The organism is Methylobacterium thuringiense (genome assembly GCF_022179645.1).
Lineage (GTDB): Bacteria > Pseudomonadota > Alphaproteobacteria > Rhizobiales > Beijerinckiaceae > Methylobacterium > Methylobacterium thuringiense.
The window spans coordinates 183,312-209,025 of the sequence record NZ_BPRA01000003.1; the positions used below are offsets into that span (position 1 = coordinate 183,312).

25 protein-coding genes are annotated in these 25,714 nt (G+C 68.0%); 7 read left to right on the top strand and 18 right to left on the bottom strand.

The features are described from left to right. Positions 1 to 244 precede the first annotated feature (244 nt). Both MFF07_RS04175 and MFF07_RS04180 read left to right on the top strand, forming a co-directional pair. Entirely contained in the window at positions 245 to 1,855 is a 1,611-nt protein-coding gene (locus MFF07_RS04175) for a histidine kinase famiy protein (protein WP_147813673.1), read from the top strand. Between the two features lie 13 nt (positions 1,856 to 1,868). Next, the gene (locus MFF07_RS04180) at positions 1,869 to 2,186 is read left to right on the top strand and encodes a plasmid stabilization protein (protein WP_147813676.1); all 318 of its coding nucleotides are present in this window, start codon (positions 1,869 to 1,871) and stop codon (positions 2,184 to 2,186) included. 21 nt (positions 2,187 to 2,207) lie between these two features. On the opposite strand, the gene MFF07_RS04185 is transcribed toward MFF07_RS04180, so the two are convergent. Beyond that, entirely contained in the window at positions 2,208 to 3,317 is a 1,110-nt protein-coding gene (locus MFF07_RS04185; protein ID WP_147813678.1) for a helix-turn-helix transcriptional regulator, read from the bottom strand. Between the two features lie 249 nt (positions 3,318 to 3,566). Further along, positions 3,567 to 4,781: an NADP-dependent isocitrate dehydrogenase gene (locus MFF07_RS04190; protein ID WP_147813680.1), complete on the bottom strand. Its 1,215-nt coding sequence runs from the start codon at positions 4,779 to 4,781 to the stop codon at positions 3,567 to 3,569. A 161-nt stretch (positions 4,782 to 4,942) separates the two neighbouring features. Here MFF07_RS04190 and MFF07_RS04195 point away from each other — a divergent pair, with 161 nt between their 5' ends. Further along, positions 4,943 to 6,076, top strand: a complete 1,134-nt coding sequence (locus MFF07_RS04195) for a WcbI family polysaccharide biosynthesis putative acetyltransferase (protein ID WP_147813682.1) — start codon at positions 4,943 to 4,945, stop codon at positions 6,074 to 6,076. Positions 6,077 to 6,182: 106 nt separating this feature from the next. Here MFF07_RS04195 and MFF07_RS04200 read toward each other — a convergent pair whose 3' ends face one another. Beyond that, entirely contained in the window at positions 6,183 to 6,698 is a 516-nt protein-coding gene (locus MFF07_RS04200; RefSeq protein WP_147813684.1) for a hypothetical protein, read from the bottom strand. A 113-nt stretch (positions 6,699 to 6,811) separates the two neighbouring features. On the opposite strand from MFF07_RS04200, the gene MFF07_RS04205 reads away from it, so the two are divergent. Continuing rightward, positions 6,812 to 7,360: a formaldehyde-activating enzyme gene (locus tag MFF07_RS04205; RefSeq protein WP_147077143.1), complete on the top strand. Its 549-nt coding sequence runs from the start codon at positions 6,812 to 6,814 to the stop codon at positions 7,358 to 7,360. A 45-nt stretch (positions 7,361 to 7,405) separates the two neighbouring features. Here the strand turns inward: MFF07_RS04205 and MFF07_RS04210 are convergent, their stop codons facing one another. Then, a complete protein-coding gene (locus MFF07_RS04210) occupies positions 7,406 to 8,179 on the bottom strand; it encodes a TraX family protein (protein WP_238230757.1) in 774 nt (257 codons plus the stop codon). A 34-nt stretch (positions 8,180 to 8,213) separates the two neighbouring features. Here MFF07_RS04210 and MFF07_RS04215 point away from each other — a divergent pair, with 34 nt between their 5' ends. Both MFF07_RS04215 and MFF07_RS04220 read left to right on the top strand, forming a co-directional pair. After that, positions 8,214 to 8,963 (top strand): RNA methyltransferase, encoded by a 750-nt coding sequence (locus MFF07_RS04215; RefSeq protein WP_147813689.1) that lies wholly within the window; start codon positions 8,214 to 8,216, stop codon positions 8,961 to 8,963. Positions 8,964 to 9,047: 84 nt separating this feature from the next. Then, the gene (locus MFF07_RS04220) at positions 9,048 to 9,404 is read left to right on the top strand and encodes a hypothetical protein (RefSeq protein ID WP_147813692.1); all 357 of its coding nucleotides are present in this window, start codon (positions 9,048 to 9,050) and stop codon (positions 9,402 to 9,404) included. A gap of 21 nt (positions 9,405 to 9,425) precedes the next feature. Here the strand turns inward: MFF07_RS04220 and MFF07_RS04225 are convergent, their stop codons facing one another. From MFF07_RS04225 to MFF07_RS04280, 12 genes are all read right to left on the bottom strand, one after another. After that, the gene (locus tag MFF07_RS04225) at positions 9,426 to 9,782 is read right to left on the bottom strand and encodes an MmcQ/YjbR family DNA-binding protein (protein ID WP_147813728.1); all 357 of its coding nucleotides are present in this window, start codon (positions 9,780 to 9,782) and stop codon (positions 9,426 to 9,428) included. A gap of 5 nt (positions 9,783 to 9,787) precedes the next feature. Next, positions 9,788 to 10,030: a hypothetical protein gene (locus MFF07_RS04230; RefSeq protein WP_147813694.1), complete on the bottom strand. Its 243-nt coding sequence runs from the start codon at positions 10,028 to 10,030 to the stop codon at positions 9,788 to 9,790. Positions 10,031 to 10,197: 167 nt separating this feature from the next. Beyond that, positions 10,198 to 11,211, bottom strand: coding sequence for a zinc-dependent alcohol dehydrogenase family protein (locus tag MFF07_RS04235; protein ID WP_238230759.1), 1,014 nt, complete (start codon positions 11,209 to 11,211; stop codon positions 10,198 to 10,200). Between the two features lie 63 nt (positions 11,212 to 11,274). Then, complete coding sequence (locus MFF07_RS04240; RefSeq protein ID WP_147813698.1) at positions 11,275 to 11,820, bottom strand: L,D-transpeptidase family protein; 546 nt, start codon at positions 11,818 to 11,820, stop codon at positions 11,275 to 11,277. Positions 11,821 to 11,882: 62 nt separating this feature from the next. Further along, positions 11,883 to 13,172, bottom strand: a complete 1,290-nt coding sequence (locus MFF07_RS04245; RefSeq protein ID WP_147813700.1) for an O-acetylhomoserine aminocarboxypropyltransferase/cysteine synthase family protein — start codon at positions 13,170 to 13,172, stop codon at positions 11,883 to 11,885. A gap of 130 nt (positions 13,173 to 13,302) precedes the next feature. Continuing rightward, on the bottom strand, positions 13,303 to 13,686 hold the full coding sequence (locus MFF07_RS04250) for a response regulator (protein WP_147813730.1): 384 nt from the start codon (positions 13,684 to 13,686) through the stop codon (positions 13,303 to 13,305). 213 nt (positions 13,687 to 13,899) lie between these two features. Then, a complete protein-coding gene (locus MFF07_RS04255) occupies positions 13,900 to 15,642 on the bottom strand; it encodes a bifunctional protein-serine/threonine kinase/phosphatase (protein ID WP_147813702.1) in 1,743 nt (580 codons plus the stop codon). Between the two features lie 62 nt (positions 15,643 to 15,704). Continuing rightward, positions 15,705 to 16,550 (bottom strand): formate/nitrite transporter family protein, encoded by an 846-nt coding sequence (locus tag MFF07_RS04260; protein ID WP_147813704.1) that lies wholly within the window; start codon positions 16,548 to 16,550, stop codon positions 15,705 to 15,707. Positions 16,551 to 16,698: 148 nt separating this feature from the next. Next, the gene (locus MFF07_RS04265) at positions 16,699 to 17,004 is read right to left on the bottom strand and encodes an alkylphosphonate utilization protein (RefSeq protein ID WP_147813706.1); all 306 of its coding nucleotides are present in this window, start codon (positions 17,002 to 17,004) and stop codon (positions 16,699 to 16,701) included. A gap of 136 nt (positions 17,005 to 17,140) precedes the next feature. Then, a complete protein-coding gene (locus MFF07_RS04270; protein ID WP_147813708.1) occupies positions 17,141 to 18,370 on the bottom strand; it encodes a sensor histidine kinase in 1,230 nt (409 codons plus the stop codon). A 353-nt stretch (positions 18,371 to 18,723) separates the two neighbouring features. Beyond that, positions 18,724 to 20,355, bottom strand: a complete 1,632-nt coding sequence (locus MFF07_RS04275; protein WP_147813732.1) for an ABC1 kinase family protein — start codon at positions 20,353 to 20,355, stop codon at positions 18,724 to 18,726. Positions 20,356 to 20,809: 454 nt separating this feature from the next. Then, positions 20,810 to 21,064 carry a hypothetical protein gene (locus MFF07_RS04280; protein ID WP_238230761.1) on the bottom strand — a complete coding sequence of 85 codons (255 nt, stop codon included), beginning with the start codon at positions 21,062 to 21,064 and terminating at the stop codon, positions 20,810 to 20,812. A 1,278-nt stretch (positions 21,065 to 22,342) separates the two neighbouring features. Here MFF07_RS04280 and MFF07_RS04285 point away from each other — a divergent pair. Further along, positions 22,343 to 23,146, top strand: coding sequence for a lytic murein transglycosylase (locus MFF07_RS04285; RefSeq protein WP_147814248.1), 804 nt, complete (start codon positions 22,343 to 22,345; stop codon positions 23,144 to 23,146). A gap of 1,074 nt (positions 23,147 to 24,220) precedes the next feature. Here the strand turns inward: MFF07_RS04285 and MFF07_RS04290 are convergent. Both MFF07_RS04290 and MFF07_RS04295 read right to left on the bottom strand, forming a co-directional pair. Next, positions 24,221 to 24,742 carry a Ros/MucR family transcriptional regulator gene (locus MFF07_RS04290; protein WP_147814246.1) on the bottom strand — a complete coding sequence of 174 codons (522 nt, stop codon included), beginning with the start codon at positions 24,740 to 24,742 and terminating at the stop codon, positions 24,221 to 24,223. A gap of 214 nt (positions 24,743 to 24,956) precedes the next feature. Next, a complete protein-coding gene (locus tag MFF07_RS04295; RefSeq protein WP_147814244.1) occupies positions 24,957 to 25,364 on the bottom strand; it encodes a helix-turn-helix domain-containing protein in 408 nt (135 codons plus the stop codon). Between the last annotated feature and the right edge of the window lie 350 nt (positions 25,365 to 25,714).

The window sequence follows — 25,714 nt, forward strand, 5'->3', positions numbered from 1 at the left end:
CGACGTCGCGTGTATGCCTCGGGATTGCCTTGCTTGGAGCACCGGCCGCAAAAGTGGTCGTTGGTGTTTTGGAAAAGCCGATGCTTCGACCTGGGTAACTGTGCCGGACGACAAAGCCGTGCCCGGTCCGTTCATCGCATCGAACCATCGATCGACACGACTTCATGTTCCGACTACTTATTTGTCGGTTGCGCCGGCGGGGCTGAGGAACGGCGCGCTCTCTCCGGAGGGGATGGAAGAGCCTATGGACGCGTCTCCCGAGAAGCCGGCGAGTTTCGCGCGCCCCGTGATCGTGGAGCGCGCCGGCCTGGATATCCAGCGGCCCGAGGGCAACGTCTTCTTCGCCGCCGTCGAGATGACGCGGATGCCCATGGTCATCGCCGACCCGCGGTTGCCCGATACGCCGATCGTCTACGCCAACAGCGCCTTCCTGACGATGACCGGCTACGTCCATGACGAGGTCGTCGGCCGCAATTGCCGCTTCCTGCAGGGGCCGGCGACCGATCCCGAGGCCGCCGCCAAGATCGCCCGCGCGATCGAGGCGCGCCGGGAGGTCGCCGTCGAGATCCTGAACTACCGCAAGGACGGCTCGGCCTTCTGGAACGCGCTGTTCATCTCGCCGGTCTTCGATGCCTCCGGCGAGGCGGTGTACTTCTTCGCCTCGCAACTCAACGTCTCCCGGCGCCGCGATGCCGAGGATGCGCTCGGTCAGGCGCAGAAGATGGAGGCGCTCGGCCAGCTCACCGGCGGTATCGCGCACGACTTCAACAACCTGCTGCAGGTCATCCTCGGCTATGTCGACATCGTTGCCGCCGGGCTCGACGACCCCGGGGCGGACCGGGCGCGCCTCGGCCGCGCCACCGACAGCATCCGCACTGCCGCCGAGCGGGCGGCGACGCTGACGCAGCAGCTGTTGTCCTTCGCCCGCAAGCAGCGGCTGGAGGGGCGGCCGGTCGACCTGAACCAGCTCGTCGAGAGCATGGGGGAACTCGCGGGGCGGACGCTGGGCGAGCAGGTCGCCATCGAGACCCGGCTCGCTCCCGATCTCTGGACCTGCCGGATCGATCCGGCCCAGGCCGAGGTCGCGCTGCTCAACGTCCTGATCAACGCCCGCGACGCCATGCCGAAGGGCGGCCGGCTCGTCATCGCCACAGAGAATCTGACGCCGCAGGAGGCGACCGCCACGAGCGGCCTCCCCGGCGGCCGCTTCGTCAGCGTCGCCGTCACCGACACCGGCAGCGGCATCCCGCCGGAGCTGCTGGCGCGGGTGATGGACCCGTTCTTCACCACCAAGGAGGAGGGCAAGGGCACCGGGCTCGGCCTCTCCATGGTCTACGGCTTCGCCAAGCAGTCGGGGGGCACCGCTCAGGTCTCGTCGGTGGTAGGCGAGGGGACGACGGTGCGGTTGTCCTTCCCGGCGAGCGCGGACGAGGTCCCGAAGGCTGTGCCCGTCCCGCCGGAGGCCGAGCCGGCCGGCACCGAGACGGTGCTGATCGTCGACGACCGCGAGGACGTGGCGAACCTCGCCAGGACGATCCTGCGCGATTACGGCTACACGACCCTCACCGCCGCCGACGGCCGCGAAGCCCTGCAGGTGCTGGAGACGTGCTCCGACGTCGCGCTGCTGTTCTCCGACCTGATCATGCCCGGTGGCATGAACGGCGTGATGCTCGCCCGCGAGGCGCGGCGGCGGCGGCCCGACCTCAAGGTCCTGCTCACCACCGGCTACGCCGAAGCCAGCTTGGAGCGAACTGACGTGGGGGGATCGGAGTTCGAGATCTTGAACAAGCCCTATCGCCGCGCCGATCTCGTGCGGCGGGTGAGGAACACGCTCGACGCCGCCACGGGCGGCTGAGCCGGAGATGGCCATGCCCCGCGGAGACAAGTCGAAATACACGGACAAGCAGGTCCGCAAGGCCGAGGCGATCACCGAATCCTACGAGAAGCGTGGGGTGCCGGAGGCCGAGGCCGAGGCCCGCGCCTGGGCGACCGTCAACAAGGACGACGGCGGCGGCAAGCATCCCGGCGGCTCGGGGCGCGGCAAGTCGACCGGCCACCCGGCCGCGCACAAGGGCGGCCGCAAGGGTGGCGCGGCCTCGTCCTCGCGCACGGCGGAGGAGCGCTCGGCCTCGGCCAGGAAGGCGGCGGCCACGCGGAAGAGAAACGCGGAATCGAAGGCAGGCTGAGGGTCGGGTAGTCCGCGCCCCTCAGGCCTCGTCGGATCGCACGAGGCTGAGGCCGGAACCGAGGCGGACGAGGTCGATCTGCCCCTTCATGCCGGTCTTGGCGTAGATCGACTTGAGCTGGGTGCGCACCGTGCTCTCGCTGATGCGCTGGCGCACGGCCAGCGTCTCGACGGTCTCCCCGGCGACGATGGCGCGGGCGACCCGCGCCTCCGCGGCGGTCAGGTCGAACAGGCCCTGGAGCAGGTCCGCATCCGGCCCCTGCGCCTGCTTCTCCACCGGCGTCAGCACCAGGATGAAGGCGCTGCCGGTGAACAGGTCGCGGGCGATGCCGCGGACCGGCACGAGATGGGCGACCAAGGCGGGGTCGGAATCGCGCTTCGGGATCGGGATCGAGCGCGGCACCTGGCGGCGGGTGGCGTTGAGCGCGGTGGCCAGCAGGTCGTCGGCATCGCCGTCGGCGAAGGCCACCCGCGCGCTGCCGTCGCGCACCACGCGCGGCATCAGCCCTTCGAGGAGGGCGTTGGCGGCCTGGAGCCGGAAATCCCGAGAGACGATGCCGGCCGGCAGGCCGAGCAGCGCCAAGGTCTCGACGGCGGCGCGGGCGCGTTCGAGGCGGAGCCGGCCCGAGATCAGCGCGGCCCGGCCGAGATGCGGGCGCACGCTGTCGAGCAGCTCCACCGATGCCTCCGGCACCGGGCCGTTGCGGTAGGCGCGCTCCACGCTGAACACCAGGGTGTCGCCCGTGCTCATCGGGAAGGCGGTGGCCGTGGCCCAACCCAGTCCCTGCGGGCGCAGGAACTGGTTGATGAGGGGGTCGTTTTCGATCTCCTTGGGCGAGTAGACGTCCTTCTCGACGATGAAACCGGCATGGCGCGCCTTGAGCACGGCCGGTGTGCGGGTGTTCCGCTCCGGCCAGCCCTGCTCGACGAAGCTCTCGACGAAGCCGCTCAGCCCCTGCGTGCTGATGAAGCGGAAATCGGTGGTGTCGGCGGCGAGCAGGATCGTGCCGACGCCGCCGGCGATGTCGGTCATCGAATCGAGCACGGAGGTCCACGATTCGGGGACGACCGAGGCCTCGTAGATCTTGTCGGTGATCGCTTCGATGTCGAAGCGCCGTGTCGCGCTCGCCATGCGCCGGAGCCTGGGTTTTGCCCCCGCGAAACGCGATGGGATCGCCTCAGGTTAACCGTTGTCGCCGCCTGCCGCCACCGTTGCGGGCAAGATTGACACAAAAATCGCTACGGTTGTTCAAGGCCATCTGAAGTCGAGCCGGGCCGACGCAAAGGAACGGCCCGGTCGAGCCGGACAGGCTCTGCGGTCACCGGCCGGGACCAGTGTGGGCGCCATCGATTGAATACATGATAACGCCCGCCTGGATCTTCAGACGCCCATGGCGGTCTTGAGGTTGGCGTCGACCTTGTCGAGGAAGCCGGTGGTGGAGAGCCATTTCTGGTCCGGGCCGACGAGGAGGGCGAGGTCCTTGGTCATGAAGCCGGACTCGACCGTGTCGACGCAGACAGTCTCGAGCTTCGTCGCGAAGCTCGCCAGCTCGGCATTGCCGTCGAGCTTGGCCCGGTGGGCGAGGCCGCGGGTCCAGGCGAAGATCGAGGCGATGGAGTTCGTCGAGGTTTCCTTGCCCTTCTGATGCTCGCGGTAGTGGCGCGTCACCGTGCCGTGCGCGGCCTCGGCCTCGACGGTCTGGCCGTCCGGCGTCAGCAGCACCGAGGTCATTAGGCCGAGGGAGCCGAAGCCCTGCGCCACCGTGTCGGACTGCACGTCGCCGTCGTAGTTCTTGCAGGCCCAGACGTAGCCGCCCGACCATTTCAGCGCCGAGGCGACCATGTCGTCGATCAGGCGGTGCTCGTAGGTGATGCCGAGCGAGACGAAGCGCGACTTGAACTCCTCCTGGTAGACCTGCTCGAACAGGTCCTTGAAGCGCCCGTCATAGGCCTTGAGGATCGTGTTCTTCGTGGAGAGGTAGACCGGGTACTTGCGGGCGAGGCCGTAGTTCAGCGAGGCGCGGGCGAAGTCGCGGATCGAGTCGTCGAGGTTGTACATCGCGAGCGCGACGCCCGGCGCCGGGAACTTGAACACCTCCTGCTCGATCACCGTGCCGTCGTCGCCCTCGAACTTGATGGTCAGGCGGCCCTTGCCCGGAACCTTGAAGTTCGTGCAGCGGTACTGGTCGCCATAGGCGTGGCGGCCGATCACGATCGGCTGGGTCCAGCCGGGCACGAGGCGCGGCACGTTCTTGCAGATGATCGGCTCGCGGAAGATCACGCCGCCGAGGATGTTGCGGACCGTGCCGTTCGGCGACTTCCACATCTCCTTGAGCTTGAACTCTTCGACGCGCTGCTCGTCGGGGGTGATGGTGGCGCATTTCACGCCGACGCCGTGGCGCTTGATCGCCTCGGCCGCATCGACCGTGACCTGGTCGTCGGTGGCGTCGCGGTGCTCGATGCCGAGGTCGTAATAGTCGAGGTCGAGATCGAGGTAGGGGTGGATGAGCTTGTTCTTGATCTCCGCCCAGATGATCCGGGTCATCTCGTCGCCGTCGAGTTCGACGACCGGATTCGCCACCTTGATCTTCGCCATATCGCTTCCCCGCTGGAGCGCTTCCCGCCGAAATCGATGCCGGGCCGGCCCGGGGAAGCGCGAAAGAACAATGACCGGATCCCCTCCGGCGCGCGCCGCGGGTCAGGTCGGAACCCGCTATAACGCGGTGCACCAAAGGCACAAAGCGATCGTGGCACCGGATGCGCGCACGGACCGGCGATCCGGGCCGCGCGCTGGCGCTCCATGCCCTCCCACGCCGCTCGCTCGACAGGCGGCCCGCGGTAATTGCCGGGCGGCGGGCGTCATGCCAGAAGCGCCCGATGCTGATGATGGACGTTCTGTCCGATGTCCGGCGCAGCCTCCTGTCGCGCGGCTCGGAGCGGCGGGCGCGCCGAGCCGGCCTCGGCCGGACACCCCGAATCCTGGTGATCGGCACCTGCCAGGGGTCGGCGGTGGCCCAGGCGATGTCGCTGCTGCTGCCGGACGCCGCCGTGACCGGCCTGTCCGCCTTCACGCTGAACCGGCGGTTTCCGCGCTTGGCGGACCTCCTCGCCGAAGCGCGCCGCCACGACTTCGTGTTCACGAACCACTATCTGCCGCCGTTCCGGGATGGCGGCGACCTGCTGGGGCTGCTGGCCGAGACGCGGGCCGTGCTGATCCCGAGCGTGGTGTTCGCCGCCTTTCACCCCGATCAGGTTCGCGTCGGCATGGACGAGCGGCGGCCGGCCTATGGCGGGCTCCTGAGCCCGATGGGGCACGCCCATTCCGCCCTCGCCCTGTTCGGTCATCTCGAAGGCGTCGGCCTCGACGGAACCCTCGGGCTCTACGACGGGCGCATCTACGGCGAGCTCGGCTACTACGATCAGTGGAACGCCTCGGCCGAAGGCCTGCGCGTCCTCGGGGCGCAGGCCGGATACGATTTCGATGCCGACCTGATCCGCTGGAGCCGCCGCGGCTGCTTCATGCATTCGGACAACCATCCGAAGATGTACGTCGCCGCCGACCTCGCCCGCGGCCTGCTCGACAAGGCCGGAATTCCCTACGTGCCCTGCGATCTCGACAGCTATCTCGCGGACACCCTGATCGCCGGCGGGACCTGGCCGGTCTATCCGGACATTGCCCGCCATTACGGCGTGCCGGGCAACACCCTGTTCTTCAAGGTCGAGACGCCGCGAAGCGGCCCGGCGCGGACCATGACCCTGCGCGCCTTCGTCGAAGCGAGCTTCGCCCGCTACCGGACGGTTCCGGACGAAGCGCTCACCTGCGCGCGCGTCGCGGCCTGGCGGGCCGATCCTGCGATCCGCGGGATGCTCCGCGCCGCCGCCGGCCGCTAGAGCGCTTTCCGACCAAGTGGTTGCCGGTTGGTCGAAAGAAAGCGCGTTACGACAATCGCTGAGAGACGCCGGCCCGATGCAGTCGGGTCGGGTACGGCTCTCAGCCTCAGCCACGCTGCAGTCCCGGCGGCCGGGTGCGCAGGCGCAGGCCCAGCCAGACCAGGATCGCCAGCGCCACGCAGTTGAGTGCGACGGTGATCTCCTCCCGCGGCGCCAGCGAGAGCGCATAGCCGCCGCTATGCACCGGATCGAGCTGCCAGCCGAAGACGAGGCTGCCGTCGGCCCGGCTGCGGACGAACAGGTCGGCCAGTATCCAGCCGCTGGAGGCGATGCGGAAGGTGAGCGACGCGCCCGTGAACCAGACCAGTTGCGCCAGCTGCACCGGCAGCGACAGCGCGTAGCCCCAACGCCGGTCGAACCAGAGGGCGACGCCCGCGACGACGCTCGCCGCGAGAACGAGCCCGATGATCAGCACGCCGGGCAGCAGCGTCAGGGGCACGGCGAATCCGGTCTGGCCGAGATCCCGGAGGAACCCCCAGAGACCGTTGATCCCGCCCCAGATCTCGACCAGCGCCACCGTGTAGCGCAGGCCGTCATGCTCGTGTCGCGACTGTCGGGTCATGGCCGCGAGGCCTTACCGGACGGACCCCGTCCGCGCCACCCGCATGGCCCTGGCCCTGGATTTCGTGCATCAGCGCAACAGGTTCAGGCCATTCCCATTTCCAAGGAGACATCATGAGCGACCGTATCATCCTGCGCGCCGGCGAGGCCCTCGTCGCGGGCGGCGCGCCGAACACGGCGGCCGAGCCCGAGGTCATCATCGGCGAGCTCGACGGGCCGGTCGGCACCGCGCTCGCCACCCTGACCGGCGATCAGGTCGTCGGCCATTCGCGCGTGTTCGCGCTGCTGAACACCGACATCATGGTCCGCCCGGTGACGCTCTGCGTCTCCAAGGTCAGCGTGACAGAGAGCAAGTACACCTCGATCCTGATGGGCACGGTGCAGTTCGCCATCGCCAACGGCGTCCTCGACGCGGTCCGCGCCGGCTACATCCCCAAGCACAAGGCCAACGACCTCGGCATCATCTGCTCGGTCTGGCTCAGCCCCGGCGTGATCGAGGCCGAGACCGTCGACCACAAGTCGCTGTTCGAGATCCAGCGCAAGGGCATGTGCGAGGCGATCCGCAAGGCCATGACCAACGAGCCCTCGATCGATTGGCTGCTGGAGAACCAGGACAAGATCACCCACAAATATTATCAGATGGGTCTCGACGGTAAGATCTGATTTTTCTTTCGAGAGTTGCGCCGCCGGCTTTGCTGGCGGCGTTTTCTAGGAACCGATGGCGAATCCGGCCGCGCGTAGTCCTACCAACGCCAGCAGGTGCCCCGGATAGAACGCGTGCAGCGCGTAGCGCGGCAGGAACCGCGGCCGCCCCTGCAGCCCCATCGCGAACAAAACAATCGCGGCAACGCCAACAAGAATCGTCGCCGCATCGAACATCGCCGACGGCAACGGTGCTTCGCCGCGCGGATGCCAGCCATGGACGTTCAGCGCGAGGATGACGGCGACGAGCCAGGCCACGCCGCCCGCTCGCCCGGTCAGCGCCAGGAGGAATGCCCCCGGCACCAGCACGCCCGCGAGGCCGAAATCCACGCCGGTCTTGGCGAGGCTCGGCAGCAGCAGCACGCAGGCGAGCCCCGCCGCCAGCACCGCATGCCGCCACGCGCCGGCCTTCGCGAGCCACACCGCGAAAGCCGTGCCGGCGGCGAGGGTGACCAGAATGCTCGCCTCCGTCGTCCCGTAGGGAAAGGCCGTGGCGTAGATCGGTTGGGTCGGCACGGCGATGAGGAGCAGCGTCAGCACGTAGCGGCCGGGATCATGGCCGCGGGCGAGATGCAGCGCGGCGGCGAGGCAGAACAGCGGGAACGCGATCCGTCCGAGCCGCCAGAGCGGCACCGCGTGGCCGTCGAGCAGGATCGTGTCGACATGGTCGCCGATCATCAACACGGCCGCGACGAGCTTGATCGCGTCGAGCGGTGCGCCCTCCAGGCGCGAGCCCAAGGTTTTCCAGAAGCCCGTTTCGGTCGAGCCCGCGTCGGGCATGGCGCATTCCCCCGGTCCGTGCGAGAGGCCCGGCATGTCCGGTGCCGCCCCCGTCATCATCCTGGTCGAGCCGCAACTCGCCGAGAACATCGGCATGACCGCCCGCGCCATGGCGAATTTCGGGCTGGCCGAGCTGCGTCTCGTCGCGCCCAAGGGCGGTTGGCCGAAGAAGGGCGTGCGCGAGGCGGCGTCGGGCGCCGTCCATGTCCTCGACGGCGTCACGATCCACGCGACGCTCGGCGAGGCCATCGCCGACCTGCAATACGTGGTGGCGACTACCGCCCGCGAGCGCGGCCAGATGAAGCGCGCCTACGCCCCCGACGCGGCCATGGCCGACGTCGCCGCGCGGCAGGACACCGGACAGCGGGTCGGGATCCTGTTCGGGCGCGAGCGCACGGGGCTGTCGAACGACGAGGTTTCGCTGGCGGATGCCATCGTCACCTTTCCGGTCTCGGACGAGTTCTCCTCGCTCAACCTCGCCCAGGCAGTGCTGCTCGTCGCCTACGAGTGGCGCCGCGCCGCCGGCCTCGCCCGCCAGCCCTTCGACGGTGCGATGACGGCCCCGCCCGCGAGCCGCGAGGCCGTGCTCTCGCTGTTCGAGAGCCTGGAGACGGCGCTCGGCCGGGCCGGGTTCTACCCTCCCGAAAAGCGTCTCGGCATCATCCGCAACATGCGCGACCGGCTCCACCGCATGGCGCTGACCGAGCAGGACGTGCGCACGTTTCGCGGGGCCTTGCGGGCGCTGACGCGGCGGGCGAGGCGCGATCCGATCGATCCGGCGTGAGCGACCGGCCGAGTCCGCCGCATCGTCAGGGTGCGGCCGACGCGATAAGACGTGAGCGCTCTGTACCATGCGAGGAAGCGGCACGTGACGCTGGCTGAACGGGTTCGCGCTGCGGCGGCCAAGGGACGTCGGCTGGCGGAAGCCTTTCCCGGCGCGACGAAAGCCGACGACTTACCCTGGAAGGTGATCGAGGCCTTCGATTCGGACGTACGCCCCAATGTCGAACGGGATCGGCGGATCGAGGACGAACGCGATCGGGTCCTCATCGCGTCCGTAATCCTTGCGGAAAGCGACGGGGACGACGTCGCGACGGCACGGCAGCATCTCGTCGGTGCGATCGACTACCTGGAAGAATCGGTGCTGCGCTTCGGGCGGGTGAACCAGGCGGCCACCCGGCTCGGCTACGGACAGGTCGGTGATCGACTGTCGAAGGGGCAATGACGCCGGCCGCGAGATGCGCCTCTACGGATCGAGGACGAGCCCGTCGTATCGGGCGACCAGCCCCGGCGGCGCGGTGGTGCTCCAGGCGCTGAGGAGCGCCCGGCGCAAGACATCCTCCTCGGCCGCGTACAGGGCGAGGCTCGTCCAGCCGCGACTGCCCCAATTGCCCGGGACCGTCTCGAAAGAATCGGGCTCGGTCTCGACCAATGTGGCTTGGGTCTCGCGTGTCAGCCGCACGACGAGGCGCTCCTCCTCCGTCCAGAGCGTCGCGTAGACCCGGCCCCCGACCCGGAAATCGGGATGCCCCTGGTGGGCCCCCTCGACCGTCTCGGGAAGCAACAGCGCGAGTGCGCGCACGTCCTCCGGCAGGCACGGCACGGCTGTCAGCCCGAACTGCCCGTCGGGGCCTGCCACGACACGCCGGGATGCTCACGCACGTCGCCGGCTTTCGTGCCGGTATCCGCGTCGCTGACCCAGTCTCCCGGCTCGACGACGTCCTCGATCGTGTCCTCGGGATAAGCCGCCTCGAGAAACAGCCGCGCTTCGCCCTCGGCCGCAGCCCTCACCGTGATCAGCGGCTTCTCGCCGTTCGGCCCGCGGACCTTCGCGATGAACAGGGTCGTCATTGACAGGAATCCTCCGGCGGCTGGGTCTGCCGCGCCGGGTCGTCAACGCGTTGCCCTTCCGGGCGGTCCCATGGCGTGAACGCGCTTGCGCTTCGTGGGTCGCCAACCGAACTGGGCGGGCTGCCCCGCGAGTCGGCGTTATGCTGGCTCATCGGCTGACTCGCGCGCTACGCGATCGCCACCACGATCTTCCCCACATGCGCGCCCTCGCCGAGGGCCGCCAGCGCCTGCTTCGCCGCGTCGAACCCGAACGTCCGGTCGATCACCGGCTTGATGGCGTGGAGCGCGATCACGCGGTTCATGTCCTCGAACATCTCGCGCGAGCCCACGGCGACGCCACGCACGAGGCAGCTTCCGCCGAGGATGGCCAACGGGTCGATCGGCTCGCCCTGGGCGAGGAGACCGATCAGGCCGACATGGCCGCCCGGCCGGGTGGAGGCGATCGACCGGGGCAACGTGCCGGTGCCGCCGATCTCGACGACGTGGTCGACGCCGACGCCGCCGGTGAGGCGGCGGACCTCCTTCTCCCAGTCGGGATGCTCACGGTAGTTGATGGTCTCGTCCGCGCCGAGGCCCTTGGCCTTCTCCAACTTCGCGTCGCTTGACGAGGTGGCGATCACCCGTGCGCCGGCCGCGTGGGCCAATTGAATCGCGAAAATCGAGACGCCGCCGGTGCCGAGCGTCAGAACGGTCTCGCCGGCCTTCAACGGCTTCGCGCCGTAGAGCGCGTTCCAGGCGGTGACGGCGGCGCAGGGGAGGGTCGCGCCTTCCTCGAACGAGAGGTGGTCCGGCAGCGCGACCAGGCCCTCCTCCGAAAACACCTGGAACTCGGCGAGCACGCCGTCGACGGCGCCGCCGAGCGCCGTCTGCCACATGTCCGCGACCTGCGCCCCGCCGAGCCAGGACTGCGAGAAGATGCAGGCGACGCGCTCGCCGCCCGCGAAGCGCCGCACACCCGGACCGACGGCGACGACCTCGCCGGCCCCGTCCGAGACGGGGATCAGCCGGTCGAGGTTCACCGCGAACGGGTACTGGCCGTTGGCGATGAGCAGGTCGCGGTAGTTGAGCGAGGCGGCGTGCATCCGCACCAGCACCTGACCGTGACCCGGCTCCGGCTGCGTACGCTCGGCCAGCCGCCAGCTGTCGAGGCCGTCGGCGGAGGACATTTCGTAGGCGCGCATGGGGGGGCTCCTGGTCTTCGGGCTGTCGTGCGTGCCCTGAAGGTAGGCGCCGATCCCGTCAGGTCACGGCCTGATCTCGATCGGCGTGTCGACGTCGACGCGGGCGTAGATCGCCTCCATCTCGGCGTTGCTCACGCCGACGCAGCCGCTGGTCCAGTCCATCAGGCGGTGCAGGCTCCCGGTCCAGCCGAGCCCGTTCATGATGCCGTGGATCATGATGTCGCCGCCGGGCTCCTCGCCCCGTGCCGCCGCCGCGTCCCGGTCAGCCTGCTCCGGGTAGGAGACCTTGAGCGACAGGTGGGCGACGCTCGCCGGGTTCCTGTATTCCACGCGGTAGCGCCCCTCGGGCGTGCGCCCGTCGCCCTCGCGCTGCTTGTGGCCCACCGGCGTGAAGCCGAGGGCGACCGGATAGCTCGCGAGCACCCGGCCGTCGCGCAGGAGGGTGAGGCGGCGTGCGCCCTTCTCGACACGGACGAGGTCTGCGCGCTCGGCCTCGGGGGCGAGGGGCGGCTCGGTGCGGAAGAGCTGGAGGTAGTCGGAGGCGACGACGGCGGAGCCTGCGAGGATCAGGAGGCCCAGTACAACGCCGACCGTACGCCGCTTCCGCATGTGTCCCTTACCCCATCGCTGCGCGCCGACCCTCCCCTGCAGAGCGGGGAGAGGTCGGCGGCCTACGAAACCCGCGCCAGCGCCTGCTCCAGATCCGCGATCAGATCCTCGACGTTCTCCAGCCCGACAGACAACCGCACGGCCTCCGGACCGACCATGGCGGCAGCCTTCTCGTGGCTCTGCAGCTGGCGGTGCGTCGTGCTCGACGGGTGGATCGCGAGGGATTTGATCTCGCCGATATTGGTGAGGTGCGAGATGAGCTCGAGGCTCTCGATCACCGTGCGGGCCGCCGCCTCGCCGCCCTTGAGGGCGAAGGTGAAGATCGAGCCCGGGCCCTGCGGCACGTAGCGCGCGGCCATGGCCTCGCCCTCCTGGCCGGGCAGGGCCGGATAGCTCACCCAGGCGACCGCCGGGTGGTCCTTCAGGAAGGCCGCGACGATTTTCGCGTTCGAGCAGTGGCGCTCCATGCGCAGCGGCAGGGTCTCGATGCCGGTCAGCGTGAGGAAGGCGTTCATCGGCGAGAGGCCGGGGCCGAGGTCGCGCAGGCCGAACAGCTTGCAGGCCGAGGCGAAGCAGGTCTCGGGAAACTTTTCGGAGAGCACGATGCCCTCGTAATCGGGCCAGGGATCGTTGATCAGGTTGTAGCGCGAGCCCTGCGCCGCCCAGTCGAACTTGCCGGCATCGACGATCATGCCGCCGATGGTCAGCCCCGAGCCGCCCAGGAACTTCGAGGTCGAGTGGATGACGATGTCGGCGCCGTACTCGATCGGGCGGATGAGGGCGGGCGAGGCCAGGGTGTTGTCGACGACGAGGGGCAGCTTGTGGCGGCGGGCGACGTCGGCGATGCCGGCGAGGTCGACCACGCTCGCGCACGGATTGACGATCGACTCGCAGAAGATCGCCTTGGTCTCCTGCGTGATCTGCGCCTCGAAGGCCTCCGGCGTGAAGTCCTCGGTGAATTGCGGCTTGAGGTCGTAGCGGCCCTCCAGCCGGCGCATCAGGCCCAGCGAGCCGCCGAAGAGGCGCTTGGAGGAGACGTAGGCATCGCCCGAGCGCATCAGGGTCATCATGACCATCAGCACGGCCGACTGGCCGGACGCGACCGCGACGCCGGCCTTGCCGCCTTCGAGCCCGGTCACCCGCCGTTCGAGGGCCGCCACCGTCGGGTTGGAGCCGCGCGAATAGGAGAAGCCGGTCCGACGCATCGCGAAGATGTCGGCGGCCTGCTCGGTAGATTCGAAGACGAAGCCGTTGGTGAAATAGATCGGCTGCACCCGCGCTCCCGTGGCGGGATCGGGCGAGGCGCCGGCATGAACGGCCTGCGTGGCGAAGCGGTGTTTTTCGGTGGACATCTTTTGGACAGTGTCGCGAAACGGCGCGCGCCTCAAGGAGGTGCGTCGCACAATGCTACTCAAACAACGCCCGCAGCCTGTTGCGCGCCGGCCGAAGACCGGTCGCGAACGGGCGTTGTGTGAGGATCACTCAGGCTGCCCCGACGACCGCGCGCAGGGTGCGCACCAGTGCCGAGGGCTGGTAGGGTTTCGAGATGAAGCGGGCCCCGTCGGGCATGTCGTTCGGGCCGGGGAATCCCATGCCCGACACGACGAGGACCGGGATCCCGGGCCAGCGCCGGGAGACCAGCCGGGCGAGGGCGAAGCCGTCCATCGACCCCTGCGGCATGTCCACGTCGGTCATCAGGACGCCGACGTCGGTGCGGCCTTCGAGAACCGTCAGCGCCTTGTCGGCATGGGCCGCTTCGAGAACGGTGAAGCCGGCCTCCGCCAGCGTATCGGAGGCCTCCATCAGGAGGAGTCCGTCGTCTTCGACGAGGAGGACGACGGGGTGCTCGGACGGGTCGTCTGTCATCAGCGACGGTGACGCTCTCATACTGCTTCTGTCTGCGCCCTAAAGGCGGCCCGCTTCGAGGTCAAGGACGCCAAAGCGCCGGTTTGTGCACTGCAGCGCCCAGCGCAGCGCTATCGCATTGATTTTGCGAGAGCCCCGAGCGGGACTGTGTGGAGCAACAAAACGTGATGACTCCGATCGCGGTTTTCGCCGGGCCGGACGGGCTTCGATCGCTCATCGCGGCGGCCAGAACACGCGATCGGCCAGCAGGGCGAACACCACGACGGCCAGGATCAGCGAGAGCCCCTGCCAGAAGATCAGCGGGTTGCGCTCCAGCAGCGGCAGGCTTCGCGTGTCGGCGAGGACCGGGTTCGGGTGACGCAGGTCGTGCAGGAATTCGGAGAGGACGGCGTAGCGCCTCTCCGGGTTGGGATGCACGGCCCGGCGCAGCGCGCCGTCGACCCAGACCGGGAGCGTCGGCCGGCTCTCGCGGGCGGAGACGTAGCGCAGCTTGCGCTGGCTCGCCCGGGTCCAGGCGCGGGCGGCGCTGGCGCCGTAGGGCAGCCGGCCGGTCAACAGCTGGTAGGCGACGACCCCCACCGAGAAGATGTCGGAGCCCGGCGTCGCGGGGTCGCCCAGGAAGCATTCCGGCGCGGTGTATTGCAGTGTGCCGAGCATCGCCTCGTCCGCGACCGGCGGCTCGGCCTCGATGACGCCGGCGACCTTGGTGGAGCCGAAATCGATGATGCGCAGGGTGCCGCCGGCATCGACCAGGATGTTCTCGGGCCGCAGGTCCCGGTGGACCATCTCGCGCCGGTGGAAGGCCTGCACGCCCCGGGCGATCTGCCCGACGAGGTTGCGCACGGTCTCGAGACCGGGCTCGCGATGGTCGGCCATCCACTGCGTCAGGGTCTGGCCGTCGACGTAGTCCATGGCGACGTAGAGGTGGCTGCGCCGCCGCGTCTGCGGGTGGGCCTTCAGGACATGCAGGTTGTCGATGCGCCGGGCGATCCACTCCTCCATCATGAAGCGCCGCAGGTAGTCGGCGTCGCCGCGCAGGTCGACCGAGGGCACCTTGAGCGCGACCATGGCGCCGGTCGCGGCATCCCGGGCGAGATAGACGTGGCTGCGGGCGCTGGCATGCAACGGGCGCAGGATGTCGTAGCCGTCGAAGCTGGTCGGCGGTTCGAGCACCGGCGCCGGAGCGAGCTGATCGAGGCTGCCCACGATATCGAACGGCTCGGCGGGCGGCAGCGCGTCGATGCCCACGATCTGGACAGTCAGATTGTCCGAACTGCCTGCTTCGTAGGCAGCATCGACGATGGCTCGGGCGGCATTCTCGAAATTGCCTGCGCAAGCGGCAATTGCCGCAACGATCGCCTTCGCCGAGACATGCTCGTGCACGCCGTCCGTCGTGAGCACGAACACGTCGCCGCATTCGATCGGGACGGCGAGATGATCGATCTCGACATGCGCGTTCACGCCGAGGGCGCGGCCGAGATAGGATTCCTCGGAGGACACCACGACCCGGTGATCCTCGGTCAGCCGTTCGAGCGACGCGCCCGAAACCCGGCAGATCCGGGCATCGCCGACATGAAAGAGGTGGGCGGTGCGGGCCTTCAGCACGAGCGCGCTGAACGTCGTGACGTAGCCCTTGTCGCGGTTGTCGGCATGGCGGCCGCGGCGGGTTTCGGCGTGGAGCCAGGAATTGGTGGCGGTGATCACCCGCTGCGCCGAGGTCTTGACCGTCCAGGTCTCGGGCGTCCCGTAATAGTCGTCGAGGAAGGTCTTGACCGCGGTCTCGGCGGCGGCCCCGCCGACCGCGCTGCTACTGATGCCGTCGGCCAGCGCTACGGCGATGCCCTTGAGGCCGAGATCGGGCTGGCGCGGCACCAGGGCGCCGTGAAAATCCTGGTTCGCCGCCTTGCGGCCGCGCGCGCTGTGCTGGCCGATGGAGACGGTGAGTTCGGGCGGCATGAGCAATCGCCGAGAGTGGCCCCGGCCCGTGCGGGCCGAGGCATCGAGAACCGGCGTCCCGATTAGGCCGCGAGGCGGCGCGGGCTGGCGGCGACGGCAGCCGGGCCGCGCTTGGCGCCGGTGCGGACATGGGTCGAGTACAGGGTCAGGCCGGTGAAGGCGAGGCCGCCGACGAGGTTGCCGAGCACGGTCGGGATCTCGTTCCAGACGAAGTAGTCGTAGATCGAGAAGTTGGCGCCGAGCATCAGGCCCGCCGGGAACAGGAACATGTTCACGACCGAGTGCTCGAAGGTCATGAAGAAGAACAGCATGATCGGCATCCACATGGCGATCACCTTGCCGCTGACGTGGGTCGAGATCATCGCGCCGACGACGCCGGTGGAGACCATCCAGTTGCAGAGCATGCCGCGCACGAAGATCGTCAGCCAGCCCTGCGCGCCATGCTCGGCATAGCCGAGGGTGCGCTTCTCGCCGATGCCGGCGATGAACTGTGCGACCTTGTCCGGCGGGCTCGAGAATCCGTAGGTGAAGACGATCGACATCATCACGGCGACGGTGAGCGCGCCGAGGAAGTTGCCGAGGAACACGAGGCCCCAGTTGCGCAGGACGCCGCCGAGGGTGACGCCGGGGCGCTTGTCGAGGAGCGCCAGCGGCGCCAGCACGAACACGCCGGTCAGCAGGTCGAAGCCGAGCAGGTAGAGCATGCAGAAGCCGACCGGAAACAGGGCCGCGCCGACGATCGGGATGCCGGTCTGCTGGTTGATGGTCGTGGCGAACACCGCGGCGAGTGCCAGGATCGCACCGGCCATGTAGGCGCGGATCAAGGTGTCACGGGTCGACATGAAGACTTTGGATTCTCCGGCGTCGACCATTTTGATGACGAATTCGGAGGGCGCGAGATAAGCCATTGTTGTTCCCTGGCGGCGTCGGTCGAGCCGAAAGACATGCGAAAGATGAGCGGGGCACCCGCGAGCGCCTACTCTGCGGGCATCACGCCCACAGCGTGCCGCAGAATGCATCATCCATGCCGAGCCTTGCCGCGCGGGCTGCGGGTGTTCAGCGCTTGCGGACGAATTCCGTGCGCAGCACGAGGCCCTTGATCGCGTCGTGACGGCAGTCGATCTCTTCGGGGTCGTCGGTGAGGCGGATCGTCTTGATGACGGTGCCCTGTTTCAGGGTCTGGTTTGCGCCCTTCACCTTCAGGTCCTTGATCAGGGTGACGGAATCGCCATCGGCCAGCAGGGTGCCCGACGCGTCGCGCACCTCCCTCCGCGCGGCGGCGGCCGGGGCCGTCGCGGCTGGGGCCGGACCCCACTCGCCGCTGGCCTCGTCGTATACCCAGTCGTCGTCCGCGCCGGCCACGTGCAATCTCCGCCTCGAAGAGTGGACCTTGTCGCGGTAGCGCGGGTGAACGGCAAGCCGTCATCGCGACAAGCCGTCATCGCAAAACGCGCTCGCGATGACGGCGAACCGGTTCGCCCGGTTCGCCCCTTGCCGGTCAGGCGGTCGCGGCCGGCACCACGACGACGTTGGCGGCGGGGGCCTGCATGGTCAGCACGACCCCGTCCTCGGGGAATTGCAGCTTGGCGCTGCCGCCGAAGCTGTGGACGAGGCTGCGCTCGATCAGCCGGGTGCCGAAGCCGACGCGGGTCGGCGGCGCCACCTGCGGCCCGCCGACCTCTTCCCAGCGGAAGGACAGGCGTTCCTCGCCCTCGACCATCGCGACGTTCCAGCCGATGACGACGCGGCCCTCGGGCTTCGACAGCGCGCCGTACTTGGTCGCGTTGGTGCCGAGCTCGTGGAGAATCAGCGCGAGCGTCAGGCCGGGGCGCGGCCCGAGCGTCACGTCGGGACCGTCGATGACGAAGCGGCCGGGCTCGCCGTCGCTGTGCAGGGCCACGGCGGTGTCGACGAGGCCGCGCAGATCGGCGCTCGACCAGGCGCCCTGCATCAGCACGTCGTGGGCATGGGCCAGCGCCTGCAGCCGGGCGCCGAGCGCATCGCCGGCCTCCTCCAGCGAATGCGCGTTGCGCAGGGTCTGCGTCGCCACGGCCTGCACCATGGCGAGGGTGTTCTTCACCCGGTGCGCCATCTCGTGCATCAGTACGGTCTGCCGGGCTTCGGTCTGCTTGAGATCGGTGATGTCCCGCGAGACCGCGAGGATGCGCTCGGGGCGGCCGTCGTCGCCGTTCATCGGAGCGAGCACGATGTCCCACCACAGGGTTTCGGCCGGGGCGCCGGTCTCCAGCGCCGCCTGGAAGCGGCAGCTGCGGCCGGCGCGGGCCTGTTCGAGGGCGGCGAGCACCGCGTCGCGGCTCTCCGGCAGCTGCCAGACGTCGATCCAGGGCCGGCCCACGACATGGGCGAAGCTCGTGCCGCCGAAGACCGGGACGGCGACCTCGTTCATCGAGATCAGGCGGCCCTCGACGTCGAGGACGGTGATGCAATCCGTAGTTGATGCCAGGACCCGCCGGTTGAACTCTTCGCTGGCGCGGAGCTGGGCGTTGACCTCCTCGGCCTCGGCGGAGCGGGCGACCTCGGCCTCAGCGCCGGTCCGGCCGGCGGTGGAGCGGGACGCGCCGGCCTCGTCCGCGCGGCGGCGCTCACCGGTCACGTAGATGCCGTCGGGGCCGGGCGGCCGCTCGGCGAGCAACTTGCGCAGGTAGGCGTTCTCGGCCTCGAGAATGGCCTTTCGGCTGGCGCGGAACGGCCCCGCGGAAAACGTCATGGTCTCAAGCACCGGAGCCCCCTGAGGCGACGGGCCGACCCTCCCACGGAGTCGCGCAGCCGCCGCGCTTCATGCGCCGACGGGCGGGTGGGGATCTGCTCTCCTAGCTTCGGCGGGGCGACGGCTTCTTGTCCGTTTCTGTCCCCGTCGCGCTACCTAAAGGCATCCCGCGATTCGGTGCATGACAGATCATATCACGATACCGCAGCCTCGCAAGTGAGGGTTGCAGGTTTCGTAAATGTTAAACAGCTGACTATGCAATGAATCGGGTCGCGACGATTTTATCCATCGCGGGCTCGACTCATGATCGCAGTGTGCGCTGCAACCTCGGCGAGTCGAGCCGCCGCGAAGACTCAGCGGTTACGCCCAAGCAGCACCAGCCAGCCGATGCCGACGACGGAGACGGCCAGCGCGATCAGCACGAAGACCGGGGTGCCGAGATCGATCAGCCGCGGCGCGAGCTGCATCGCGAAGGCGGCGACGACGAGGCCCACGGCGACCCGCGCCGCGCCGCGCTCGATGCCGCGCACGAGCTTGTCCATGCCCTTCAGCTCGATCTCGACGGTGACGCGGCCCTGCTTGAGCCGCACCAGCAGCAGGTGGATCAGCGTCGGCAGCTCGGAGGCCGCACCGTAGAGGCCGGAGCCCAGCGCCTCGGCCTTCTTCATCAGCGCCTTGGCCGAGAACACGCTGCGCATCGAGGCGCGCACGGTCGGGCCGGCGGCGGAGAACAGGTCGAAATTCGGGTCGAGCTGGCGCATCACGCCGTCCGCCGTGACGAGACCTTTAAAAAGAATTGCTAAATCGGTCGGCATCGCGAGATCGTTCTCGCGGGCCATGGTCATGAAGTCGGTGAGCACGAGCCCGAGATTGAGCGGGATCGAGGAATGCGCCTGCACGAAGTTCTGCGCGCTCTGCTCCAACTTCGTTAGATCGGGCGTGGTCGCGCCGGTCCAGTCGAGCAGCGTCGCCATCAGGCCGTCGACGTCCTGCTTCAGCATGGCGCCGATCAGCACCAGCAGCTGCTGCCGCCGCTTCTGCGAGAGCCGGCCGACGATGCCGAAATCGATGAAGCCGATGCGGTTGCCCGGCAGGATCAGCAGGTTGCCGGGATGCGGGTCGGCGTGAAACACGCCCTCGATCAGCGCCATGCGCAGGAAGGCGTCGCAGCCCTTCTGGGCCAGCGCCTTCTTGTCGGCACCCATCTCGCGCAGGCCCGCGGCGTCGTTCGGCGAGACGCCGTTCACGAATTCCTGCACCAGCACCCGCTCGGAGCACCACTCCCAGTGGATCTTCGGGATCAGGATGTCATCGCGGCCCTCGAAGATCCCGGCGATCATCTCGCAGTTGCGGGCCTCGTTGAGCAGGTCGAGCTCGCCGTTGATGCCGGCGGCGAGGTGCTTCATCTGCTCCTGCGGCTGGTAGCGGGCCATCTCCGGCCACTCGGTCTCGACGATGCGCGCGCCGTGACCCATCAGGCGCAGGTCCGCCTCGATGATCTTCTTCAGCCCCGGCCTCAGAACCTTGACGACGACGTCCTCGCCACTCTTCAGCCGCGCCCGGTAGACCTGGGCGATCGAGGCCGAGGCGATCGGGTTCATGTCGAACTCGGCAAAGATCTCCTGCGGCGGCGCGCCGAGATCGGTCTCGAGCTGCGGCCCGATCATCTCCCACGGGATCGGCTTGACCTGGCTGTGCAGCTTCTCGAGCTCGTCGGTCCAGACCGGCGAGAGCAGGTCCGGCCGGCTGGCCAGGATCTGCCCGAACTTGATGAAGGTCGGCCCAAGCGCCTCGATCGCCCGGCGCAACCGCTCCGGCTGCGACAGCCGGGTCACGTCGACCCGCGGCGTGCGCCGGGGGATCAGCGGGATGTTGCGGAGCCCCAGGCGGTCCACGGCCTTGTTCAGGCCGAAGCCGATCAGGACCGAAGCGATTTCCGACAGGCGCTGACGGTCGCGCGCGGCAACGAAGGCGGTCTTCAGCATGAGGTTGGGATGGACCCGGCCGCCCGGATTGGCAAGCACGGGTGAAGGGTCACGAGGGTGGGGCTTTTTTGGGGTGGGTTAGGTTTTGGGAAGGTGGAACGGTCAGCGTCCGCCTGTCGCTCGTGCCGCTCTATCAAGGTCGCCCCTCGGACCCTCGAAAGCTGAGGTCGCAGCCTCGCTAGTCAAAGACCGAGATGCGCGGAAAGCGGTCGCGCTACGACGTCTCGAAAACGGTCGTTTCCCACGCAACCGGGCCGATCGGCATCCCAGCCCGCCCGCACCTGCCGCTTCGTCGAGCACCTCAGGAAGCCGGCGGCGCGGGACGTGTCCGGCGACATGGACGCCGAAGTGCACCTCACAAAACGCCCGATCACCGGGAGCTTTCTCACTGGCGCCAACGGTACAGCGGGAATTTTGTGAGAGACACCAAAGCCGCCGCATATCGTTCGTCGCGCTATCTCCGCGACCACAGGATCCGTGCGGTCCGTCCGGACCATCCGTGGGCGCTCATAACGACCAGGCCGTTTTCCTGGTAGACAACCATGGTGGACGGGAGGCTTGCACTGCCGCGCGCGGCTTGCCTGACGCCCGCCTCGTCGAGAAGCCGGCGGGCGTGTTCCTCGATCTCGCCGCGCCCCTCACACTCCAAGTCTTCGTCTTCCCAGTCGGAGGTGTCACCTTCGTTCAGGTCATACACGTAGGTGGGCATGGACGGCTCCGCTTCAGAAGGCGGGAGCACGCGTCGCTCTCAGTCGCTGATGCCGAGGGTTCTGACCAGCAATCGGTCTATATTAAACGAATGTCCGACACCCGACAATTTCATTAGCTAATTTAGCGCGCTATCCGACCTAGCGGGTGCCGGTTTGTCGAAAGAAAGCGCGTCGCAACAAAGACTTAGAGGCGCCGGCCCGATGCAGTCGGGTCGGGTACGGCTCTCGCGAACGAGATCGTGTATCACCACAACTGTAGCGCTTGTCCCAAGAAAAATACCATCAGAGCGAGCATAAGGAACAATGCGGAACCGATCGTGGTGATCAGCCCAAGCGGAACCGGAGGATCATCATTCATGGACTTGATCTAAGATCAGGTAGCACGGACGAGGGATGGATCTCGGCAGCCGACCCGCAATAAACAAGCCTGGAATTAACTTACGGTAGTCCTGGGTCGTCTAGGCTACCAAATTACTGGGCCACGTATCTCATGTCGGTCAGGGTTTGGGCTCTCGCGTCGCCTGCCATCTGTGCCGCATCTCGCGTGACGTAGGAGTTGGTGGCATGCTCCGAGTGCCCTCCGTCATTGGCGACAACCATCCAACGGAAACGTCCAATGTTGACCGAACACGGGCGAGCGAAGGCTTTAAAGATTCTAGTCGGCGACTTGCTCATGGGCGGGTCATGCCACGTGCGATTGAACATACCAAGACAGCTCCGCTTCGCTCTCTCTCGAGCGTCGGGGCTGGTGATGGAGATTTGACGTTTCCGACCGCCCTAGAGCGTTTTCCGACCAAGTGGATGCTGGTAACTCGAAAGATAGCGCATCAAAACAAGATTTTAGGGCCGCCGGCCCGATGCAATTGAGACGGACACGGCTCCAAGTGTCCGGGTTCGATCGAGGATAGTCGATATGTCTGCGACTGCTTATCCGTATCTGTTGTTCGAGCAGGCTGCTAAAAATCCGGCGCACACAGACATCGACGGCAACGTCTGCCTTGTCCGGGCCTCCAAGACAATTTGAAACGCAATATACGGTGTATGCTCAGGCTGCTGAGACTGTTTCAACAGCCTGCCAAAGCGGCCCAGCCGTTTCCGGCCACCGTTCGGCAGTCCGACCGACGACACGCAAACGCCGCTCGCATCGGCACACCGAGCCCGCTACGTCCTGCGCCCCACTCTCCCGCGGTCATAGATCCGCCTATAACAGCAACGATTTGAGCCGCATCGTCGGGCGCGACAAAGCCGCCCGTCCGCCTGCCAGGGGAGAGTTTCCAGTGATCGACGTCAAGCGGTGCATCACCATCACGGCCGCAGCGCTTGCGGTGCTCACGGCTGCGGCCGGGCAGGGACAGGCCGCGCAATGCGGCAACACCGCCGCCGGCTTCGAGAACTGGAAGCGGGAATTCTCGGCCGAGGCGCAGGGCCGGGCCAGCGCGGCCAGCCTGCAGGCGCTGGCGGGCACCTCGTATTCGACGCCGACCATCTCGGCGGATCGCGGCCAGCACAGCTTCAAGCTGTCCCTCGATCAGTTCATGGCCAAGCGCGGCGCTGCGACCATCGTCTCGCAGGGGCGCCGGATGAAGGCCTCCAACGCGGCCCTGTTCTCCTCGATCCAGCAGCGCTACGGCGTGCCCGCCGGCCCGCTGATCGCGATCTGGGGCATGGAAACCGCCTTCGGCAAGGTGCGCGGCAACGTCAACACGCTCTCGGCCGTGGCGACGCTGGCCTATGATTGCCGCCGCTCGGCCTACTTCACCGACCAGCTCTACGCGGCGCTGCAGCTCGTCGACCGCGGCGTCATCACCGCCGGCACCCGCGGCGCGGCGCATGGCGAGGTCGGCCACACCCAGTTCCTGCCCAAGAACATCCTGCTCTACGGCACCGGCGGCGACCTCAACAACGTCAACGCCGCCATGACCTCGACGGCCAACTTCCTGAAGGGCCACGGCTGGCAGCCGGGCGCCGGCTACGGCCCCGGCCAGCCCAACTACGCCGCCCTCCAGGGCTGGAACGCCGCCTCGGTCTACCAGCAGGCCCTCTCGATCATGGGCCGCCAGATCGACGGCGGCGCCGAGTGAGGCTTTCGGTGTCGTTCCTGCCCGTGTGGTACCGTTTCTGATTGATCCGATCGATGCCACGCTCCTTTCCCGGACGCCTGGAACGCAGTGGAAGGTGATCCGGGAGCCAGCGTGAAAAGGGCCGCGCCAGCGGCTCGATTTGAACGGCGCAGACGTTTCGACGCTTCGCGACGTCCTTATGCTGGACCCCGGATCGGGTTCCGCTGACGCTCCACCCGTCCGGGGAAGGGGGCGTGGTCAGCCGAAGCAATCGACCCGAAACGGTATGAGCGGGGCGATCGCTAGATGTGGATCGGGCCGGGGGATCGTTCCCCCGGCCCTTTTGCTTTTGGGCCTGTCGTCGCGAGTCCTCGGACGTCGTCCGAGAGACGGTTCTACGCGTCGTGCGCGCTCGTCCTTTCGAGAGAAGACGGCGGGCTGCTGCGCATCTGTTCCGTCGTACGGCTTCCGGATGAAACGATCGATCCGCTTCCGTCATTGCGAGCGCAGCGAAGCAATCCAGGGCCACGGACGCAACCGTTGGTGAGTTGGTCCTGGATTGCTTCGCTGCGCTCGCAATGACGGAGCGAAAATCGTCCCCCCGACCGGCGACGAATGATCCGGCCCCGATCCGATCGACCGGAGATGGGATCGGCGGGGCTGCGGCCCGTGCGGACCCGGTTCGAAAGCGGTTCTGCTGTCGTAGCCTCCCACCCGCACCCTCACCCTGAGGGTACCCCGCGCAGCGGGGCCTCGAAGGGTCCTCCAGGGGTCGCGGTGGGTTCTGGAGGACCCTTCGAGGCCTCCGCTGCGCTCCGGCACCTCAGGATGAAGGGGGGTGGGTCGGATGTCGGGTCGGATCGGTGAATGCCCTCCGGACGTGGGCGCATGGCTCGGACGGCGGGGACCCTCTACGCGCCGTACAAGTCGTGGCGTCAGTCGACCGTCTTGCTAGCAAACCCGGATGATTGTCCGCGTCGCTGCAAGTGCCAGCCTGTGCAATCCAGAATTGGGGTCGCTCGTCCAGAAAAGCTGCGGCCCCGGCATCGTCGGATGCCAGGGCCGTCAGGTCGTCGGCTTGTTGCCGGGCGGCATTCAGGCTGCCTCGACGGCCTTCTTGCGGCCGGCGGTCTTGCGCGGGGCCTTGGACTTCGGAGCCTCGGCGACGACGTCCGCGGTCTCGGCGGCCTTCTGGGCGGCGGGCTTGCGGCGCTGCTGGCCGAGGCCGAGGTCCTTGGCGAGGGCCGAGCGGGCGGCGGAGTAGTTGGCCGAAACCGTCGGGTAATCGGAGGGGAGGCCGTAGCGGGCGCGGTAGGTGTCGAAGTCGAGCCCGTGCGTCGACAGGTGACGCTTGAGCGTCTTGTAACTCTTTCCGTCGATGAAGGAGATCAGCGCGTCCGGCGTGACCGACTTCTTGATCTGGCTCGTGGTGGCCTTCTCGACGGAATCTTCCGGCGCGGCTGCGGGAGCCGACAGGTTGGCGAGCGCGGCGTGGACCTGCGTGATCAGCCCCGGAAGATCAGCGGCGGGCAGCGAATTGTTCGAGACATAGGCCGACACCAGATCGGCGGCGAGTTCGACCCGGTCGAGTAGCGGAGCTGCAGTACTGTCGGACATTCGTGTGTTCCTATGTTTGCTTACGCCATAACGGACCTATGCGGATCAGAAAAAGATTCAAGTGTTTTTTTCAGTGATCGCACAGGTCCGCTGCAGTTTCCGGTACAAAAGCCCGTCACAGGTTATGATCAGCGGCGGATTGCGCCGTGACGGGGTTTGTACTGCCCCAAAAGAGGCTCAGTGCAGACCGTGTTGAACCGCCGCCGCGACAGCCTCAGGTCGCATCGTCATCTGGCGTCGGCGACTGATTCGGCGCTGTCTTGGCAATCCGCCGCCGACGGCGTCTCGGGCGCGGCTGGGGCGCCGGGGAGTCGAGCCGTTCGGCGAGCGTCAGGAACCGCGCGGCGCGGGCGAGTTGCGCGACCGTCGCGGCCGGATCCATCTCGACGATACTGACGAGTTCTTCGGCGCGCCGCAGTATACGCCCGGCCAGGGCGCCGCGCCGCTCGCGCCGCCGGCCCTCCGGCGTCAGCCGCTCCTCGCGGAACGGACCTTCCGGCCGGCACCAGCCGCGCGCCCCGGCATGCCGCGAGATCGCGGCGGCCGAGACGCCGGTGCGGCGGGCGATCTCGCGATAGGGCAGGGTGGTGGTTTCGATCAGCCCGCGGACGACCTCCAGCAAAGCCGGGTCCGGCGGCCGCCCGCTCCGCCGGACGGTTCCCGATTCGGACGGCGCAAAGGGCGACAAGCGAACGATGCCGATATCCATGTTAGGATTATCAGCACAAAATGGGCGAAAAAGCCAGGGGTGGAACAGGCGTTCCAGCGCGCCCGCTTTCGCGGAGCGGGATGCGGGGCCTCCCGGACGCGGATCCAACCTGGAACAGGGGTGGAACGGCTGGAACGGGCGTTCCACCTCGGCCGACTTCAGCCGGATTCAGGGCTTCGCGCGGTCCGAAAGGACGCGAAGCCGGGCGATTCGACGGTGGGGGCGGCGATGGGGTGTTAGTCCGGCGCACATCCTGGCATGCG